The organism is Solibacillus cecembensis, assembly GCF_050272495.1.
GTDB lineage: Bacteria > Bacillota > Bacilli > Bacillales_A > Planococcaceae > Solibacillus > Solibacillus cecembensis.
Window position 1 is genome coordinate 21,476 of sequence record NZ_JBNNMF010000019.1, and the last position, 19,714, is coordinate 41,189.

Below are 19,714 nucleotides of genomic sequence, written 5' to 3' on the forward strand. Positions count from 1 at the left end.
ATCCGGTTGAATGGCTCTATCCATCGTATTTAGAGTTCTATCCATCACTTTTAACTTTCTATCCACTTGCCCCATAAGTATCACCAAAACTTCCACCAACTCACTGGTAATTTCACATACAAAAAGGACTGCCACAAAAGAGTGAATTCTTTCGTGACAGTCCTTCTATTTTAAGCTAGTTAGCGAAAACTGGCTTGCTGGACCATTGGCCTGCAAGATGCTTAATTTTACGTGCGACTTCCTTTTGTGCTACCCGTTCTGCTGCATGTTCCCCGACTTCATGCATCCCGACACAAACGCTATGCTGTGCTTGTTGGAACATTAATACATCATTGACATCATTGCCAAAAGCGATGTATTGTTGGACGCCTAAACGACTTAAACCTTTAACTTTATTTAAATCGTTCGAGCAAATATCAATAATTTTCTCATCTGCATATTCAAATGTTGTGACGGATAATGTATGTACAAATTCCTTTACATGGGACGGTGGATCAAATAATAACACTTTGGAAAAGCCATTTAATTGTTCAATAGCTAAACGCTTTGCCTTTTTCTCGCTGTTTATGCCTCGGTACATTGGATGATCCTCACTGCCCGAATACGCATAATCCCAATCACTGTCAGCTAAATACGATAATCCATGTTGTGCAATTAGATTCATGATTTGCGTTTGAATCGCTGCGTCTAAAAACTCCACCTCAACTTTTCCTTCAAAAAATGTAAAAGCCCCATTACTCCCAATCATGCGACATGAATGAAAATCCTTTGGTATGACCGGTAACATATCACGAATTGGACGAGCTGATGCAAAAATCACTTCGTGTCCAAGCTCTTCACAAAATTTCAATGCCGCCGTTATTTCTTGATCAAGGGGTTGTCCTTGAAAGCAAATCGTTCCATCTAAATCAAATACAAAAATCATTTTTTTCACCTCTACCAATTATTGTAACGAACTTTCGATACAATAGGGAAAAGAAATGCCCCATAATCAAAAAGTTGTACATCCGCGTATACATTTCTCAAACCTCATTCGTTGTATAAGTATAAGGAGGACAAAACATGAAAAAAGAAGATCAATTTACCTCCTACCTCATTCAGATTGGAGAGGAAGTGTTTCGTTTGTTGCGCGCTAAAGGGGCGTCAAAAGAGGATGCGGAGGACATTATTCAAAATACCTTTTATAAGATTTACACATTGCTCGATACATTAAACGATGCAACGATTCGCCCTTGGTTTTTCCGCGTTGCATTAAATGAATACATCGATTTCAAACGCAAAAAGGAACACCAAAATATTCATTTTTCAAAAGAGATTCATACAAAATTACAGCATTGTGACGATGATTTTGACGCGATTTTTAACAAAGATGAAATTTTCTTTTTAAAGTATTATTACGATTTTTCATATGAAGAAATCGCAAAACTTTTGGGGATTCAAATCGATAGTGTGAAGCAAAAGTTATACCGCGCCCGAAAATCGATTCAAACACAGGTAGGAGGAAAAAAATCATGGATTCAACGATTCAAAAAGCATTAAAAAAAGCAAAATGGAAGCAATTATTAAAAATCACTCTCATTTCAATGATTGCTGGATTTGTTTTACTCATCAGCTTTTACAAGGTCGGCAATTATTTTGCGGCAAAAAGTACAGCGCGGCTACATGAAGCATTATTTTTACACAATGCGGTAGCAGAGCCGAACGTTCAAATTAATTCACGGGTGACGAGCAACCAATCGATGTTTGGGGGCAATATTATTACGAATCGCTCCAAAAATGTGAATGGTTACTTAGTTCCATGGAGCACGCTTACAAGTTCATACGGTTGGATTCGAATTGGGATTGATCATAATGAACTCATTCCTGGTTTCCGTTCATCTGGAGCGAACAGTTACGAATACGATAAACAAACGAAGCAAAAAGTGGCGACATTCTATCATCCGTCTATTATAGAATATTATGACGGCGTTCAAAATGAATTAGCAGAAGTCGCACAGCTTGAGAATTATGTGGCGGAAGTAGCTATTTCGTTTAATGGACCAATGACAACCGATGAAATTTCCGAGCTTATCCCAGACAGCTTCAATATCGACTGGCTGTATATGACTTCCGATCTCGGGGATGAAAGTATGGGTCCTTTAGGGATGCCTGTTTACGGATTTAGCCCAGGGAAGTTTGAAAAAAATATGTACGATGACTTTATTGAATCATTAAAGCAGTATGATAAAGATGGTTACAATGAAGTAATTCAACAATTTATTACTGAAAATGAAGGTAAAGATTTCCGCGCTGTAAAAGTGCTAGGCGTCATGTTAACAGGACGTTCAGAAAGCTTTGAACAATTAGTAGACGCGCCATTCATTCGTGGTGCATCTGTTGGGGTCACAGCTCCGATTGTTCCTTATATTCAACCAACGAAATAATAAAGAGCCTGTCCTTCCAAAGTTTTATGGAGTGACAGGCCTAAATTATTTATGAAACCGAATTTTCCTCAAGCTCTTGCTGCACATTTTTGAGCAATGCATCAGCATCATCCCCGAGCACGATTTCACCATTGACGATCGCAAATAAATGACATTCACAAATTTCGCAATTGGATGTACAGCCGGTTTCCATAATCTCCACATCATCTCGTTCGATGAGCACATCATATGCATCCGCAGCGCCTAATGATAAGTTCGTCATGCAAAATTCGACTTGATTTTTAAGTACTGTTCCCTCTTTTTTCTTTTTAAAAAATGAAAAAACCATGCGCTTTCCCCCACTATGTACATTTTTCTTAGCTCCCATTATACACAATGATTCATTCGAATGATTCCAGTACGCTTTGCTCCATTAACATATCATGCTAAAGTATGAACACATTTTGGCTTACACATCATTTAACTTTACTTTGTATTTACGAATTGCTCTTAGATCCCCTTCAGACTGAAAAAAACCTTGCTCGATCAGTTTGTGCACACGGTAGTTGATCCATGAATCGGAAATATCATGCTCACTTTCACCTAACACATGCCCGATTAACAACACAGCCTTGAGCCACGAACTTTCATCCTGCCTATCACGATGAAGCATTTTCGCCATCTTAATAATAAAAGCATCATCGCGGTTTTCATCCTCATAATACATTTTTCCATGTCGCCAAGTACGCACGGCACAATCACTTGCCAATAACTGTTCCGCTTCTTTTTGATACGTAACGAACAGCTCATTGGTCATAAGTTCGATCCATTCGTTTTTCATAAATCTCTTCATTTCCTCTGAGCCTATTTCACCTGAATAACGAATTTCACACCATGTATCTCTACCTTTATATGATTCAAGAACATTGAAAAAGGTATTACATACATAGCATGTGACCTTTTTCCCTGCGAGGAGTTTCGCAACAAAACGTATACCAAACTGTTCGGCAGCGTTTTCACATGTCCAAATTATAATTTTGGAACCTTCTGCGATTTGTTCTACTTGCTGGAGTCCCGTTTCAAATAATTGTTTATACCGCTCAATGTCTTCTGTGTCGAACAAATAATTATTTTCAAGCCATTGCAACCGATTTTTTAAACCCGTTTCAGTATGTATATTTTGAATAGGGCCTTCACCAAGAAGGCTCGGAAAACCAATGATTTTCACCTGCTCCCCTTTCATAGCACAGCGTAAAGATCCATAGGCAGACTCACCAAAAATAATATGTACCGTTTGCATCCGTTCCCCCTCCAACTCCTTAGTTTTTCCAGTTTAACATGGGGTTTTGTTAATTTCAGTAAATTATGAGCACGATTCATGTAGCTTTTGAATAAAGTTCGATAAAAATTAAGTTAAAAACGCTGATTTATAACGTCAAAGAAACCGCTGTATATGCAAGATTCTATTCAAAATATAATCCAGTGCAATCTCTTTTGAACAGCATCAAAAGCTTTGTTGTATCTAAGTTCAAACGATAATGCATAAAAAGGTGTATATAAATGAAATACAGAAAAACACTTAATACATTGGTACGACAACGTTTCAAGTGTTTTATTTCGTCCCAAAACTTTCATTTGGGAACGTTATTTGAATACAACTTGTATAAATTTTTCATGAAATGTAACTGTTATTCGTTAGACGATTCGACTTTGGAGATTATCCCTCTATACATAGCTTTCCAGGCAGCGATATCTTTTTCGGTTTGATATAGTTCTAGAGTACCTTTATACAAATGTCCTTCAACATCTTTTGTAAATTCGATAAACTCGGGTGCTTCACGGTGATCGGCATAAAATAATTTAGTTTTATAAATAGGTAATCCAGAAGGTGTGTGTAAATATTCTTTCGTAGTTAAGTAGGAAATACCTTGAAACTCTAAAATTGTTTCAGTTTGAAACTCCGTAGAATGAAAGCCGTCTATTAATTCATACTCCTGTGTCACTGCATAAGAATTATTTGAAAATGAAAAAATACCACAAGCCAATATTGTTAATAGTAAAAATACACTTAATTTCTTTTTCATCTATATCCCCTTTCCAATAATTGTATATATCTATATTATACTTAAGATTACTGAATATTCAATGAATAATAAGTCTTAAAGTAAGACTTATATAGATTTAAAAACCTTCCCAAAGCGTCGTTTGGTAACGTTAACATAAAAAACTGAAACATAGCGGGATGCTTCAGTTTAAAAAGTTATTCAGTAATTTAATTATTTACCGTTTCCTTTAAATCTAAAATAATTGACGGTTTAAAGTTTTCTTGGATGATACCTAAATAAGGTAGCATCGTCATTTCATCTGGGATTGTTTGCATTCCCGGAAGAATAACAGAAAGTATCGTTTGATTATTTTCAACTTTAAAGTAAGTAATGTGACGTTGACGTGTTCCATTGAACGTAATGTGCCAACCGGAAGGAGTAATTTCAGGCTGCCCATCTACGCTGATTGAAAGATGTAGTCCGTCATCTTTTAGCTGTGTGTCATAAATCGTATACGTATGACCTAAATAGTCGAAGCTCGTGTTTTCATTTTTTTTGAAAGTAAACGGCTCAGCGAATGTTGGTAGCTCGGCTAGATAACCTACAATTTCAAAGGTTGTCGGGTCGGTTTCAACAGGCAATGAAAAATGTGTAATTCCTTCACCGAGAACATCTGTAGCTTGACTATATTTGCTCACACCCGGATAAATCGGTTCAATACTTCCTTTTTCATTTATTTCAAAAGTTGCTACGACTTCATTTTTACTATTGCGGACGGCGATCGAAATGAGTCCGTGCCAGTGACGAAGTGGAAACTCCTGTGCATCTAATTGATAGGTACTTACTAACTTTCGAAGGGTTGCTTCTGAATATTGCTGCATCGCTTCATTGTAGTTAGCACGATAAGTAATTTCTTTCATGCCGTTTTTTTCAATAACGCTGTCAATTTTAATATCAAGCACAGGACCTACATGTAATGGAATACCATGTGTGTTAGACTCCTCTTCTGTGTCCGCAACGTGTTGCTGATTTGCTTCTATATCCTGAGATGTATCAGGTGGTAAGACATCGGCATGCTGGCTTGGTTTATTCATTGTCGCAATTAAGGTGAAACTAATCATTAAAATAGCGGCAGTGATGAACATCATTTGGTAACGGTGGCGTCTTGCTTTGATTTTCTTTTGCTGCTTTATTTCCTGCATTAAATTTTCAGTTAGACCGCTTTTTAATTGTGTCTCATTTAAAGTGGTAGCGAGTAATCTTTGCTCGGCTCTTAAGTTTTCAAGGGTTTGTTGGCATTTGTTGCAGCTACTTAGGTGCATTACAAGCTCAGTCTTTTCAGCGGTATTTAAAAAGCCTTCTACATAATCCTCCAATAAGATGTCATTGCATTTCATGGAAATACCCTCCTTTTTTTGTAGCGAACTGTCGTAATTTACGCTTACTGCGATGTAGTTTGTTGCGCACTTCATTTAATGGGATTTGAAGCACCTCACTAATTTCGTCATAGCTAAGTTCATTTACATAGCGTAAGAGCAAAATAAAATATTCGGTTTTATCCAGTTGATGTAGCAGTTGGTCTAATTGTTGAAGCTGCTCTTTTTGTAAAATCTTGTTTTCAGGAGATTGTATTTCAATAAATTCTATCTCCTCAAGCATGGGTTGCTTTGGCTGCTTACGTAAATAGTCATAGCATTGATTCACAACAATACGGTAGAGCCATGCATTAAAGGATCCAACAGCTTTGTATTTATGTAGGTTATAAAAAACTTTGATGAAAATTTCCTGTACTAAATCCTGTGCAACATCATGTTGACGGACTAGGCGAAATACAGTTGTATAAATTTTGTTTTCGTAGTACTTCACTATGTATGTGTAGTCCGTTTCCTTCCCAGACTGCACATTTCGAACGGCTAGTTTAATATCCACTTTGATCACCTCCCTTACTACTATAACGAAACATTTTTCATTTCCTCTCAAAGAAAATGTTTTTTTTCAAATAAAAAGATACCCCTTTGCTATTAAAGTTGTCTTGGCGAAAATCCCGCAAAGTAACAGCGCTCCTAATCTCCCTCCAACTCTATTAACCTCCCCCCAGCAACGATATTTTGAATTAAACTTCTGAGTCCGCTATAATGGACTTACTGAGCTTTGAAAGGGGTTTGCGCAATGAAAGTTATTAAAATTAATCCACGCGGCTATTGTTATGGGGTAGTTGATGCAATGGTGATTGCACGCAATGCTGCGCTTGATACATCCTTACCAAGACCAATCTACATTTTAGGTATGATTGTGCATAATAAACATGTAACAGATGCATTTGAACAAGATGGCATCATTACGCTTGACGGAGATAATCGTAAAGAAATTATTGAGCAAGTAACAGAAGGGACAGTCATCTTCACTGCACATGGGGTGTCGCCTGAAATTCGTGAAATCGCGAAACGTAAAGGGCTTGTTTCTATTGATGCGACTTGCCCAGATGTTACTGTGACTCATGATTTAATTCGTGAAAAAACGGCAGAAGGCTATGACATTATTTACATCGGTAAAAAAGGGCATCCAGAGCCTGAGGGAGCAATTGGTGTTGCACCAGACTATGTTCACCTTGTGCAATCGATGAAAGATATTGAAAATCTTCAATTTGAGAACGAAAAAATATTAGTAACAAATCAAACGACAATGAGCCAATGGGATGTTTCCTTCTTAATGGACAGCCTAAAGGAAAAATTCCCTCATGTTGAAGTGCATAAAGAAATTTGTTTAGCCACACAAGTTCGTCAAGAAGCTGTTGCTGAGCAAGCAGGCGTTTCTGATTTATTAATCGTCGTGGGCGATCCAAAATCAAATAACTCCAATCGTCTTACACAAGTATCGGTGGAAATTGCCGGTACACCATCTTACCGCATTTCGGATATTTCTGAGCTTAAGTTGGAGTGGCTAGAAAATGTTGAAACGGTTGCCGTTACAGCAGGCGCATCGACACCAACACCGATTGTAAAAGAGGTCATTGCATTTTTAGATCAATTTGATAAAAATGATCCGGCAACACATGAAATTGTTCGCTCGGTAACACTCGACAAAATTCTACCAAAAATCAAAACACCGAAACCAGTAGAAAAAATTATGCCTTACTAAACGTAAAAGCAGTAGCACATCGAATTATGCGCTACTGCTTTTTCATTCATTCTTATCAATTACGCCGAGGCGTAATTGCGTCCAGATTTTTTCGAGCTCGGGGCCACAGGACGTGGGTCAGTCAGCCGTCGTCACACGATGTGACGTCTTTAGGCTGACTTCCTACTCCCCTTAAAATCTGTGACATCCGCCGGGGGCTTGGGTCAACACGAAGTTGATCACAAAGGCGTTGTCACAGGACGTGACGGGTTTAGCCTTTGTTCCCCTATTCAACCAGGGGAAGACCCCTGCTGAATCATGTTAAAAAATATTGATTAACCGGCCGCCCGACACTACCGTACTGAATATCGACATGAATCATCTGGCTTTTCTCCATATAATCCAAATAGCGCCTAGCCGTTACCCTTGCTACACCAATGCCCGCTGCCACATCATCTGCTGAAACCCCACTATCCGATTGCTTTAAATACTGTAATACTTTTGCTAGCGTAGCTCGGTTAAACCCTTTTGGTAGCTCTTGTGAAAGTGGCTTCTCAAGTTCCGGCTCTGGATTTGTTTGTTTTGTTTGTCCCATTATTTCATCTAATTCCTGCTGGGTTACATCTTCTACGGACCCCATCTTTTCCTTGAACACACGATAATTTAGCAATGTTTGCTCCATCCGTTCAAATGTAAAGGGCTTCATAATATAATCATACACACCTAAATGGAGAATTTGCTGGATCGTCTGTATATCATTCGCCGCCGTTACCGAAATACAATCGACCTCTAAATTTTGATGACGAATTTGGCGCAAAGTTTCCACGCCATCTTGTTCTGGCATAAAAATATCCATCAAAACTAAATCCGGTGATAATTCTTTCATTTTTTCAATGCCTTTAATCCCATTTGGTGCCATATCAATGACTTCAAAACCGTCCACCCGTTCAATAAATTGACGATTGACTTCACGTACCATCGGATCATCTTCTACTAGCAATACCCGGATTGTTTTCACTATTCAAATCCCCTTTAAAGTTCAAAAGTCAAAATAAAGGTTGTCCCTTTACCTTCCTCACTTACTATCTCAATCGAGCCATTTCCTTTAGTAATCATTTCGTGAATTAAATAAAGACCGATCCCTCGATTTTTGCTATGCTTTGTTGAAAATCCATTTTCAAAAATCTTTTCTACCTGGTCCGGTGCCATACCTACACCATTATCCGCTACTAAAATTGCTAAAATTCCATCATTATCATCAATTGAAATCGTTACTTCTTTTTGCTCACGTTCGACTGCAACCAGTGCATCAAATGCATTTTCAATTAAATTCCCAAATAATACAACAAAATCATGATGATCCAGCTGTTCAGGAAATCGCGTCAATTTACTTTCTTCATCAATTAACACTTGAATGCCGAGCTCATTGCCCCGACTTATCTTGCTTAATAATAGCCCAGAAATATTTTCATTATAAATGCGTTCATTTAAAAACTTTGTCACTTGCTCATGCTGAATTTTTACTTGCGATAAATAGTCGAGTGCTTGTTTATTATGACCGAGCTGTAATAATCCCGCAATCGTATGCAATTTATTTTTATATTCATGCGTTTGGATACGGAGTGCCTGTACAAAAGCCTTTACCCCTGTCAACTCTTCCGCTAACTGCTTAAATTCCGTTAAATCCTTAAAAATAGCCACCGCGCCAGCCGCTTGACCGCTGACGAAAATCGGAATTCGATTACTTAATATACTATGATTATTCACGTAAATTTCTTGATTATAAACCGCGCGACCACTCTCAACAATTTCAGGAAGTCGTGTATCTGGAAGCACATCATAAATATTTTTTCCGATATACTTTTTAGGATTTCCACCTACCCCTAAAATTCGGCTCGCCTTTTTATTAAAAATCGTAATTTTCATCTCTTTATCAACGGCAATAATGCCCTCATGCATGGCATTAAACGTTTCAGTCCGTTCCACATACATTTTCGCGATTTCATGTGGTTCGAGTCCAAACATTTGTTTCTTTATATGGCGCCCAAGTGTACGCGCTCCCCAAATACTAAATAAAATGGACAGCAAGATCGTAACAATCATTTCGTTTAAATTTTCTAAAATAAGCTCTAAAAAAGTCGGCAATAAAATACCCACAACGACAACACCAATTTGTTTATGTTCGTCATTTAACACTGGTACAAAAGCACGTACGACAATCCCTTGCTCCCCTACCGCTTTTGATATATAGTAGTTTTCATTAAATGCTGCTTGAATATCACTCGACTGACTCACCTGACCGATTTGCCCAGATGAGGGATGCGATAATTTAACGGAATCCATATTCATGACGACGATATACTGCGCATTGTTAATCACTTTAATTCGGTTAATCATTTGATTGAACGCGAGGCTATTTTCTTTAGTATCCGTATACTCCAACTGTTTTTGAACTTCTGGTAAATCAGAAACCGTTTGCGCCACTAACATTGCACGCTGCCCTAAATCGGTTTCATCATTATTCGCTAAATTGTTTAACAATAAAATACCCGCAACTAAAAAGGTGAAGGCGATAATGAAAAATGCCAGAAGCACAATTTTTCCATTCGTCGACAATTTATTAATTTTCATTTAATGCCTCCCTTTTTGCTCTATAATATAACAAACAACCAATGTAAAAAGACAACTTCTATTAAATTACTTGAAAAACTATCGATAAATGAGGTGATTTTTTGCGATTTTATTTAATTACGGCCATTGCTACACTCATTATTTTGCTCACCGTCCTATCATTTCGCCAAAATGTTTGGCAAACGAACGCCTTACCTTATGATGACGAACAGCTCGGCTTAGATGATCAAATTACCATTAACTTCAGTCATGTTGTCGCTGAAAATACACCAAAAGGACTGGCAGCCGATAAATTTGCGCAGCTTGTAAAAGAGAAATCACAAGGAAAAATAAATGTCCAAGTTTATCCAAATGGCATCTTATACAATGATGAAAACGAACTAGCGGCATTAAAAAATGGCGCTATTCAAATGATTGCACCCACGATTTCTAAAATGACTGAAGCGCTCCCTTCCTGGCAAGTACTTGACTTACCCTTCCTATTTGAAAATGAGGACCAAATTTATGCGGCACTGCATGGTGAATTAAGTAAAAACTTACTTGCAGAACTATCCATCATTAATGTGCATGGGCTTTCCTTTTGGAATAATGGCTTCAAGCAAATCGCGTCTAAAATAGAGCCCATCCAAACAGTCGAACAATTTCAAGGATTAACCGTTCGTGTCATGCCAAGCGATTTATTAGTACAGCAATTTAACTTGTTAGGCGCGCAGCCAATTAGTACGACCTTCAATGATTTATATAAGAAAATACAAAACAATGAAATTTTAGCTCAGGAAAATACGCTGTCCAACTTGTATTCAAAAGGTTTTTATAAGATGCAACCCCAAATAACGTTATCCAATCACGGTTTATTAGCTTATGGTGTTTTAATGAATGACGATTTTTGGCAGTCTTTGGATGAATCTTCACAAAACGTGATTACACAATCCTTAAAGGAAATGGAGCGTTGGCAACATGAACAAGCTGTCGCACTTAACAAAATCAATCTCCAACAATTGCAGGACAACCCAAATGTAACGTTCCATTCGCTTTCGGAACTACAGCGAGAGCAATGGGCAAAAACTTTACAACCGATTTATCAATTCTATGAAAATATTGGAAACCCCCAATTTTTAACACAGCTCTATAAGGATATAGAAAAAACAAACGGAAATTTCTGACATCATACAAATAAACATAATAAACAAAACTCAACTACTTATAAAAAATAAGTAGTTTTTTCGTTTGTACTATAACAAATCAACCAGATACCAAAACAGTAGTATAACAAAGCAAACCCTTATATGACTAGGTTTTACGCCATCTTTAACTTTTTTTGAACAAAATGAACGATAAGTTTTTTATTATCAAAATAAATATTCGGAAAAAACTTACGTTATGATTGCAAATGTAAACGGTAACAAAAAACGAGACGTAAATAGGGGGTTACCACATGAAATTACTAAAAAACTTAACAGTACAAGTTATTATTGCCATCATTCTAGGTATTATCGTAGGTGCGATTTGGCCTGAATTTGGTGCAAGTTTAAAAATACTAGCTGATTTATTCATCAAGCTAATTAAAATGTTAATCGCTCCAATTATCTTCTTAACCGTTGTTATTGGTATTGGCGGTATGGGGGACATGAAAAAGGTTGGTAAGATTGGTGGTAAAGCATTACTTTACTTCGAAATCGTGTCAACAATTGCCCTTGCTATCGGTATTATGGTAGCCGTGTTGATCAATGCTGGTGATGGTTTTGACACTTCTAAAGCTCAGGATGCGGACATTTCAAACTTTACATCCGCAGCAGCATCTTCTAGTGAGGCTGGTTTAGGTGGCTTCATCTATGACATTATTCCAGAAAACTTTGTCGGTGCAATTGCTTCAGGTGCTTTATTGCCAACATTATTCTCAGCGATCTTATTCGGTATCGCAACAGCTTCTTTAGGGGAAAAAACGAGACCTGTCATCACATTCTTTGAACAAGTTTCTGAAATTTTCTTCAAAATTGTTGGTATGGTAATGAAAATTTCGCCAATCGGTGCTTTCGGTGCGATGGCGTATACAATCGGTTTCTTTGGTTTAGGTTCACTCAAATCATTAGGCCTATTAATGGTTGCGGTATACATTACAATGTTCTTATTCGTTGTGTTCGTATTAGGCTCTATCGCGAAATACTTCGGCTTCAATATTTTCCGTTTTATCGCATACATTAAAGATGAAATTTTCATCGTTATTGGTACATCTTCTTCTGAATCGGCATTACCATCATTAATGCGTAAATTAGAAAACTTAGGCTGTGGGAAGCAAGTCGTTGGTCTTGTCGTACCAACAGGCTATTCATTCAACTTAGATGGTACGTCCATTTATTTATCGATGGCTGCGTTATTTATCGCACAAGCTTACGGTGTGGATCTATCATGGTTGGAAATTGCCACACTTCTTGGGGTATTAATGATTACATCAAAGGGTGCTGCCGGTGTAACAGGCTCAGGCTTCATCACATTAGCTGCCACATTAGCTGCATTCCCAATGGTGCCAGTTGAAGGGATCGCTCTTTTAATCGGGGTTGACCGCTTCATGTCCGAGGCGCGCGCTGTAACGAACTTAATCGGTAACGGGGTTGCATGTGTCGTTATTTCTAAATCAGAGAATGATTTTGATGCAGAGATGGCTGCAAAAGCAATGCCTGTGAAAGGATAATATGTATAAAAGGCTACGAGTTTTGTATCGTAGCCTTTTTGCTTTATTAATTATTTACTTTCCTAGCTTTAAAAAATCCATAAACAGCCAATAAAATTACAATAATACCTATAATAATAAAGATCGACTGAGTGTCCACAAGAAAGAATCTTGAATCATTGAGTTCATACATCCTATTCACCTGCTTGTATAATTTTCAGGAAATAACTTTCACCCTCTATTGCTATGAGGTACATTTCACTGACTTAAAGTTGGTTGTAAAATACAACTCCTTACTAACCATTAAAAAATACTCTAAATGTCGTAATTCCATGTTACTTCAATCCTTTTTAATAGAAATTTCATCTTTATTAAATTCGTAACGTCTAAATTTAACCATAGATATAATTCCAAGAATAGGTCCAATCGCTAATATTGAAAAGACCCACTCCCAACCAACTATTCTCTGAATAATAGGGATTAGATTTATAGAGAATATCGTAATGAGGAAACCGATACACATTTGAAAAGTAAGGGCTGTACCTACATACTCAACTTCAGCTATTTCTGAAACTGCTGCTGAAAATTGGGCGGAATCCGATATGACGGACACTCCCCAAATAATAGAAATGATTAAAGTTAACCAAACATATTCCCCAAATGTAAAACCTATTATTATCGAACAGATTGCACTGATAAACATTGAAAGAATCGTTAAATTGGCTCTTCCGATTTTATCTGAGATCAGTCCACCGACTACAGATCCAATCCCTCCTGCAATTCCAATTGAAATAAAAGATGATAATGCAATGAACCAATGAGGAATTTCTGGTGAATAGGTTAAAAAACTAGCAGTCAAAAATGCGGGAAGCCATGTCCACATCGCATACAATTCCCACATATGGCCAAAGTAGCCGTAATTCGCAAGCATTACTGGTTTATTCATAACTACTTTTTTGATTACTTTTAAAGAAAAAGGCAATTTTTTAGATTTTACTGGGGCATCTTCTAAAATAAACGAGACAATGAATGATGATAATAAAGCCAATACTGAGCTACAAATGATCACGAATTTCCAACTTAATGAAGAAAAGAATATAACAATAAAATGAGGCAAGGATGATCCTAATGTTAGTGCCGCAATTAAAATTCCCATCGCCAACCCACGTTTTCTAGGAAACCATTCTGATATAATTTTTACAGCTATTGGGTATACACCAGCGAGGGTTATTCCGGTTAATATCCTTAGTAAAATACCGAAAAAACCGGAATCGACTATAATGAGTAAAGCATTCAATACTGCACCTATAAATGCGGAAAGTGCTAAAACCTTTCTAGGATTAAAGCGGTCAGCCATCCCAAAATATGAACTAAACAATGCACCTATGACAAATCCAATAGGAACAGAAGCGGAAAGCCAAGCTTCTGAATTAGAGCTAAGATTCCAATTTTCAATTAGTTCAGGTGCAATTACTGAAGCACTATACCATAAACTTAAAGCACATAATTGTGATAATCCAATCCATACCAATGCTCTCCATGGATCTTTAATCATACAATCCCCCCAGGTGAATTATAAAAATGGATGCCACTTTCCTCTATAGTACTGTTCTTTTATAATTGATTAAATAAAAAAGTTAAAATGAATTAGTCCTTACATTCAAGGATTTACCCTTTAGGTACTACAAAAATTGATTTATTTAAATATCCATTTTTGTTATATGACTCCAACATTCCCCTTCTTTTTTCTGATATAGCCATATAATATTTCACCCCAAATAAACATTTTTCTACATTCAGTTTAATTCGACAATTCCAGCCAAATCCCTTTTACTAACTTGTACCGTTAGCATAATAAGAAAAGCAGTACTGTTGTTACACTAAGGCCCCTGTTGGTTGAATAAGAACAGAGATGCTTATTCAACCATATTAATAGTAAAAAGGCACGAACGTTGATTTAACAACATTCATGCCTTTTGGGTTTTATCCCTATATTATTACTTCATACAACTTATTACTCAAAATCTAGTTTGTAATCCGTATCTTGAACAAGTTTAAGTTTCTTTTTAAATAAGTAGATGAAGAATAGATTTAAAAGTAACGGTAGAATTAAAAACATTCCTAACATAAGAGTAATGTTCGTTGCATTCCAGCCGCCATCTGCTAAATTAATAAAGTTCAAAGGACCAACTAGTCCAGCTAACCCCAATCCTGCACTGTAAGGTGTACCTTGTATATTTAAAACTCCTGCTAAACCACCAAGAATTGCCGCAGTAATTAACATAGGTAAGGCAATTACAGGCTTAAGGAAGAAATTACGCATTTGGATTTTAGGTGATCCTAAAACATGTGCTAAAGCTGTACCAAGAGAATTGGCTTTATAACTTGCAATACATAATCCGATTCCAACTGCTACAATTCCTAAATTTGCAGCACCATAACCAATTCCTGAAAGCATGATAACCGTTGCAATACCTACAGTTGAAATTGGAGAGAGGATAATGATACCAAATGCAACTGCGATTAATGCACCCATTACTACAGGTTGTAGATTTGTTAAATATGCTACACCATCGCCAATTATATTAGCAGTCCCTTGAACATAAGGTAAAATACTGAAACCGATCATACCAGGAATGGCTACAGTTAGCATTGGGATTAATAAAATAGAGTATTCTTTTACCCCCGTACCAATTAAGCGGACAAATAATACTGCTAAAGCAGCAGTAATCCCGGCATTAATTACAACCCCAATTCCTCCAATGGTAAATATACCATCAGCCGTCTTACTAACTACACCACTCCCAATTACAGTAGCAAGACCGATACTTGCAGTTTGAATCTGAGTAAGCTTAAATTGCATACCAACCAAAACACCAACTAAAACTGGTAACATACTCATGACAATAGCAGTCGCATCGTATAAATGCTGAAGAGGCGGAAAAGATGGAATAAGCAGTTTTAATATTTCACCTAATAGAGCATTTGGTATTATTGCGCAAACAATGGCGATACTCATACCGTTTAATAGTTTACTGAAAAAATCTTTCATATTTATGACCTCTTTCTAACGTTCTAATTTTTTAGATATAACTGCTACTGTTGCAACAACAGCGATATAAATGAACACTTTTTCATCGTTTGTTTCATAATTACTTTCTCCTTAAAACTTTAAATTTCCAAATTATTTGCGTAAAAGACATAAAAAAAAACCGCCCTTTTGGATTAACCAAAAGGACGATTCAACTCGTGTTACCACCTTTAATGTATAAGCAATTCACATTACTTACCTTAAGAAGTACGGTCATTTGACGATACTCTCGCACATGATTACGGGTGCTCACCGGCGTAGCCTACTTAGATATAATCTTTTCGGTACACAGCTCCAAGATGAATTCACAATCGTTTTACATGCACCTCTCATCAACCGGTAACTTTCTGTTCGTAAAAATAATTGATACTATTTCTTTTCATAGCCTTTGTTCTATATAAAATATTTTGAATTGTTCTTCATTCTACACTTAAAAATTGTTTTGTCAATATAACTTTTAAAAAATGTACTTTAAAAGTAATCGGGGATATCAAGTGAAATGGAGTCGATATCATTTTCTTTTGAGTAATACATACAAACACTGTCTTTATATTTTTGACTATCATTAGGTAGTACAATAAAACCCAATCCTTTGTAAAATTCCACCTCAATATCACTATAAAGGAAAAAGTTATTACATTTTTCTTCCTGTTCTAGTTTATTTATCGTTTCTTTGACCAATAAAGAAGCATAACCTTTTTTTCTTAAATATAAAGGAGTAGCGATTGAACCAATCCCTTTTACAATTTGGTCTTCAAAAAGATTTAGTTCATATACGATGAGGGAGCTTAATAGTTGCTTTGTATCTGTTGCTTCAAGAACGTACCACTTTCCCTTTTTATACTTATTGGAAGCCTGGCACATAGTTATATATTCTTCATATGGCTGATTATCTCCCCAAACATCATAGCCCATCTTATAAATTTCTATCATATCCTCTTTTGTTGCTTCCCTAATTTTTTTCAAAGTAACTCTCCTTCTGCTTTATGCGGCTATACATTCTTTTCGACATTTAGGTTATCAAAACCTCTATTCTTATGAAGCTAAACTGCTCGGTTCCATATTCTTCTTATCGATAAAAAGAATATTTCCATTAAATTTAGACATAATTAGATTAAGTATTTCTTGAGGCTTTTCCGCATTTAAAAGGACACGCTACTAAAAAAAATCAAATACAGCGGCATAAAAATCAACTGCAGAGGAGCACAAAGATGAATAAGAAGTTTTTATCCTTACTCATGGCCATAATAATGGTCCTACCCGTTAGCCTATCGGTGGAAGCTGATGAAACGTCGTCAACAGCAACAAGAGGAGAGATTGTTAAAACTTTGTTGATGGCAGCAGACGCTTATCGGCTAGGAATTAATAAAGAGGTCGTTATAAAAGGTTCTGAAAATGGAGATTTAAGAGAAAATGAGCCAGCTAAGATGGTTGAAGCTTTAGTCATGTTGAGTAGAGCATTCGGCGATTTACCAAAGCCCGTCGGAAATGATCTGCGCAGGGGCACATTTGGTATCGAGTTCACCGATGTACCCACTTGGGCTAAGAAAGATATCGATAAACTGGCAAAAGCAGGCGTACTAACCTCTAACCCCGACGGCACATTAGGCGCAAATGACACTATTACAATCGATGAGTTCCAAAACATGATCGCTAGAATATGGACGCTTGAAGGTTCCCATTTAAATGACGATTTTTATGAAGCAAAGAATAAAGAATGGTTAAATAATTCGACAATTTTAGCTGGCGAACATAAGGGTGGCGTATTTTCCGAGCTGCAAAAGCAAAATAGCGATAAAGTAGAAAAAATAATCGATGACCTTGCTGGCAAAAAATTCGCGAAAGGAGCAAAAGAACAAAAAATTACCGACTTTTATTCAACAGCATTGGATACAAAAAATAGAAATAAACAAGGGATTGAACCCATTCAAAAATATGTAACGGCAATTGACGAGGCTAAAACACTTGATGAACTTGTTCGCGCAGATCTTGCCCTGGAAAAAGAATTGGGTTTAAGCTCATTATTCAATTTTGCCATCATGAACGATGCAAAGAACAGCAGTGAAAATGCTTTGTATTACACTGGATTAGCTACTGGTCTCGATAAGAATAGCTTCGTAACGGAAGACTCTGATGCGAAAAAAGCCTATATTTTATATATGACCAAGCTTCTCGGACTATCTGGCGAGGAAAATTCTGCTGCGAAAGTACTTGCCGAGAAAGTTTATGAAATGGAGAAAAGTTTAGCTTCCGTATCACTTGAACCGCATGAACAAAGCGACGTCAATCAATACTATAACCCATATACAATCGAACAATTCGATGACATGTTCAAATCAGTAGATATGAAACAAGTTTTGAAATCGATGAAAGTTGACAGTGTTGATAAAGTGATTGTATTCGATGTGAAGCTGGCACAAAAAGGCGCGGAATTCTTTAATGAAACGAATCTTAACGTGCTTAAAGCTTACGCCAAAGTGCAACTACTTATGGCAACAGGCGGTTTGTTGTCAGATGAATTCCGTAATCCTGCGAATGAGTTTACCGCATCATTATACGGCGTTACAGGAGAAAAAACAGATCAGGAAATCGCAGTAGCCTTGACAACTAGCACAATGAGCGGATATTTGGAGCAAATGTTTGCCGAAAAACATTTTTCATCAAACGCAAAAAAAGATGTCGAGCAAATGGTAGACGAGTTAATTGCTACGTATGAGGAAAGAATTAAATCCCTTGATTGGATGTCAGAAACAACAAAAGCGAAAGCAATTAAAAAGCTGGATACAATGATTGTTAAGATTGGTTACCCAGATAAGTGGGATACGACATTAGATCAAGTTGCTATCAAGACATATGACGAAGGTGGTTCGCTGTTTTCTAATACCTTCACCGTAACAAAAGCATACACCGATGATACGAAAGCCAAGCTAGGAAAATCGGTGGATAGATTAAAATGGGGTATGAGCGTATATACCGTAAATGCTTACTACAACCCTTTTAATAACGAAATTACGTTCCCTGCTGGTATTCTCCAAGCCCCTTTCTATGATATTAACGCGAAACCTGAAGAAAATTACGGTGCGATTGGCATGGTCATTGGTCATGAAATCAGCCATGCATTTGATAACAACGGATCTGCATACGATGAAAATGGCAATGCGAATAACTGGTGGACAGCAGAGGACTTAAAGAAATTCAAAAAGAAAAACGAGGAACTGATTGCGTTCTATAATGAAATTGAGATTATTCCAGGTGTGTCAAACGACGGTCAGCTTACACTAAGTGAAAATGTCGCTGATTTAGGTGGCATGGCTGCTTCACTGCAAGTTGTATCCCAAATGAGGAATCCGGATTATAAAGCATATTTCGAACGCAACGCAGAAATATGGAAATCCACAACGACAAAAGAAGTCGCAGCGATTTTGAGCAAAAATGATGTCCATTCCGCCAATAAAATTCGGGTAAACCGTACGATTGTGAACTTCCCGCAATTTTATGATACTTATGGAATTGAGCCAGGGGATGGTATGTATGTAGCTCCAGAAGATCGAGTTTCCCTTTGGTGAAAATTAGAGCAGGTAGGGCTAATTTGGATAGCTCTTTCATCGGTGTATAAAGACAAAAAGGCAGATTTAATCTACAAAACGTGTAGATTAAATTTTGTCTTTTTTGTTTCGATTTTTCGTGAATAGAAAATATAATTAAAGACTCCGTTAGCCATCCATGTAGCGGAAAAACCGCGCTACACCACAGAGAATGA

Annotated in this window: 17 protein-coding genes and 1 other annotated feature; of the genes, 6 read left to right on the forward strand and 11 right to left on the reverse strand. The window is 37.0% G+C overall.

Features of this window, described 5'->3' with window-relative positions:
* Nucleotides 1-175 precede the first annotated feature (175 nt).
* The gene (locus ACQKIH_RS16130) at nucleotides 176-925 is read right to left on the reverse strand and encodes an HAD hydrolase family protein (RefSeq protein WP_427767866.1); all 750 of its coding nucleotides are present in this window, start codon (nucleotides 923-925) and stop codon (nucleotides 176-178) included.
* 137 nt (nucleotides 926-1,062) lie between these two features.
* Here ACQKIH_RS16130 and ACQKIH_RS16135 point away from each other — a divergent pair, with 137 nt between their 5' ends.
* Both ACQKIH_RS16135 and ACQKIH_RS16140 read left to right on the forward strand, forming a co-directional pair.
* Nucleotides 1,063-1,539: an RNA polymerase sigma factor gene (locus tag ACQKIH_RS16135; RefSeq protein ID WP_427767868.1), complete on the forward strand. Its 477-nt coding sequence runs from the start codon at nucleotides 1,063-1,065 to the stop codon at nucleotides 1,537-1,539.
* On the forward strand, nucleotides 1,512-2,423 hold the full coding sequence (locus tag ACQKIH_RS16140) for a sigma factor regulator N-terminal domain-containing protein (RefSeq protein ID WP_427767870.1): 912 nt from the start codon (nucleotides 1,512-1,514) through the stop codon (nucleotides 2,421-2,423). Before ACQKIH_RS16135 ends, ACQKIH_RS16140 begins: the two co-directional genes overlap by 28 nt.
* A 49-nt stretch (nucleotides 2,424-2,472) precedes the next feature.
* Here ACQKIH_RS16140 and ACQKIH_RS16145 read toward each other — a convergent pair whose 3' ends face one another.
* The 5 genes from ACQKIH_RS16145 to ACQKIH_RS16165 form a co-directional block, all read right to left on the reverse strand.
* Nucleotides 2,473-2,751 carry a YuzB family protein gene (locus ACQKIH_RS16145; RefSeq protein ID WP_083493554.1) on the reverse strand — a complete coding sequence of 93 codons (279 nt, stop codon included), beginning with the start codon at nucleotides 2,749-2,751 and terminating at the stop codon, nucleotides 2,473-2,475.
* 120 nt (nucleotides 2,752-2,871) lie between these two features.
* On the reverse strand, nucleotides 2,872-3,702 hold the full coding sequence (locus ACQKIH_RS16150; protein ID WP_427767872.1) for a DUF1835 domain-containing protein: 831 nt from the start codon (nucleotides 3,700-3,702) through the stop codon (nucleotides 2,872-2,874).
* Between the two features lie 388 nt (nucleotides 3,703-4,090).
* Complete coding sequence (locus tag ACQKIH_RS16155) at nucleotides 4,091-4,486, reverse strand: hypothetical protein (protein WP_427767874.1); 396 nt, start codon at nucleotides 4,484-4,486, stop codon at nucleotides 4,091-4,093.
* 188 nt (nucleotides 4,487-4,674) lie between these two features.
* The gene (locus ACQKIH_RS16160) at nucleotides 4,675-5,844 is read right to left on the reverse strand and encodes an anti-sigma factor family protein (RefSeq protein WP_427767875.1); all 1,170 of its coding nucleotides are present in this window, start codon (nucleotides 5,842-5,844) and stop codon (nucleotides 4,675-4,677) included.
* Nucleotides 5,831-6,376 (reverse strand): RNA polymerase sigma factor, encoded by a 546-nt coding sequence (locus ACQKIH_RS16165; protein WP_427767877.1) that lies wholly within the window; start codon nucleotides 6,374-6,376, stop codon nucleotides 5,831-5,833. The genes ACQKIH_RS16160 and ACQKIH_RS16165 overlap by 14 nt, the downstream gene beginning before the upstream one ends.
* A gap of 240 nt (nucleotides 6,377-6,616) precedes the next feature.
* On the opposite strand from ACQKIH_RS16165, the gene ACQKIH_RS16170 reads away from it, so the two are divergent.
* Nucleotides 6,617-7,585, forward strand: a complete 969-nt coding sequence (locus ACQKIH_RS16170) for a 4-hydroxy-3-methylbut-2-enyl diphosphate reductase (protein WP_427767878.1) — start codon at nucleotides 6,617-6,619, stop codon at nucleotides 7,583-7,585.
* 295 nt (nucleotides 7,586-7,880) lie between these two features.
* Here ACQKIH_RS16170 and ACQKIH_RS16175 read toward each other — a convergent pair whose 3' ends face one another.
* Both ACQKIH_RS16175 and ACQKIH_RS16180 read right to left on the reverse strand, forming a co-directional pair.
* On the reverse strand, nucleotides 7,881-8,582 hold the full coding sequence (locus ACQKIH_RS16175; RefSeq protein WP_427767880.1) for a response regulator: 702 nt from the start codon (nucleotides 8,580-8,582) through the stop codon (nucleotides 7,881-7,883).
* Nucleotides 8,583-8,596: 14 nt separating this feature from the next.
* Nucleotides 8,597-10,195, reverse strand: coding sequence for an ATP-binding protein (locus tag ACQKIH_RS16180; protein WP_427767881.1), 1,599 nt, complete (start codon nucleotides 10,193-10,195; stop codon nucleotides 8,597-8,599).
* A gap of 101 nt (nucleotides 10,196-10,296) precedes the next feature.
* Between ACQKIH_RS16180 and ACQKIH_RS16185 the strand changes: the two genes are divergently transcribed.
* Complete coding sequence (locus tag ACQKIH_RS16185; RefSeq protein ID WP_427767882.1) at nucleotides 10,297-11,358, forward strand: DctP family TRAP transporter solute-binding subunit; 1,062 nt, start codon at nucleotides 10,297-10,299, stop codon at nucleotides 11,356-11,358.
* A gap of 272 nt (nucleotides 11,359-11,630) precedes the next feature.
* Complete coding sequence (dctA, locus tag ACQKIH_RS16190) at nucleotides 11,631-12,884, forward strand: C4-dicarboxylate transporter DctA (RefSeq protein WP_427767883.1); 1,254 nt, start codon at nucleotides 11,631-11,633, stop codon at nucleotides 12,882-12,884.
* A gap of 319 nt (nucleotides 12,885-13,203) precedes the next feature.
* Here dctA and ACQKIH_RS16195 read toward each other — a convergent pair whose 3' ends face one another.
* From ACQKIH_RS16195 to ACQKIH_RS16205, 3 genes are all read right to left on the reverse strand, one after another.
* Entirely contained in the window at nucleotides 13,204-14,418 is a 1,215-nt protein-coding gene (locus ACQKIH_RS16195; protein WP_427767884.1) for an MFS transporter, read from the reverse strand.
* Nucleotides 14,419-14,877: 459 nt separating this feature from the next.
* A complete protein-coding gene (locus tag ACQKIH_RS16200) occupies nucleotides 14,878-15,915 on the reverse strand; it encodes a PTS sugar transporter subunit IIC (protein ID WP_427767885.1) in 1,038 nt (345 codons plus the stop codon).
* Between the two features lie 178 nt (nucleotides 15,916-16,093).
* Nucleotides 16,094-16,346 (reverse strand) — a binding site (T-box leader).
* A gap of 79 nt (nucleotides 16,347-16,425) precedes the next feature.
* Nucleotides 16,426-16,920 carry a GNAT family N-acetyltransferase gene (locus ACQKIH_RS16205; RefSeq protein ID WP_427767886.1) on the reverse strand — a complete coding sequence of 165 codons (495 nt, stop codon included), beginning with the start codon at nucleotides 16,918-16,920 and terminating at the stop codon, nucleotides 16,426-16,428.
* 245 nt (nucleotides 16,921-17,165) lie between these two features.
* On the opposite strand from ACQKIH_RS16205, the gene ACQKIH_RS16210 reads away from it, so the two are divergent.
* A complete protein-coding gene (locus tag ACQKIH_RS16210; protein ID WP_427767887.1) occupies nucleotides 17,166-19,520 on the forward strand; it encodes a M13-type metalloendopeptidase in 2,355 nt (784 codons plus the stop codon).
* Nucleotides 19,521-19,714: the final 194 nt, after the last annotated feature.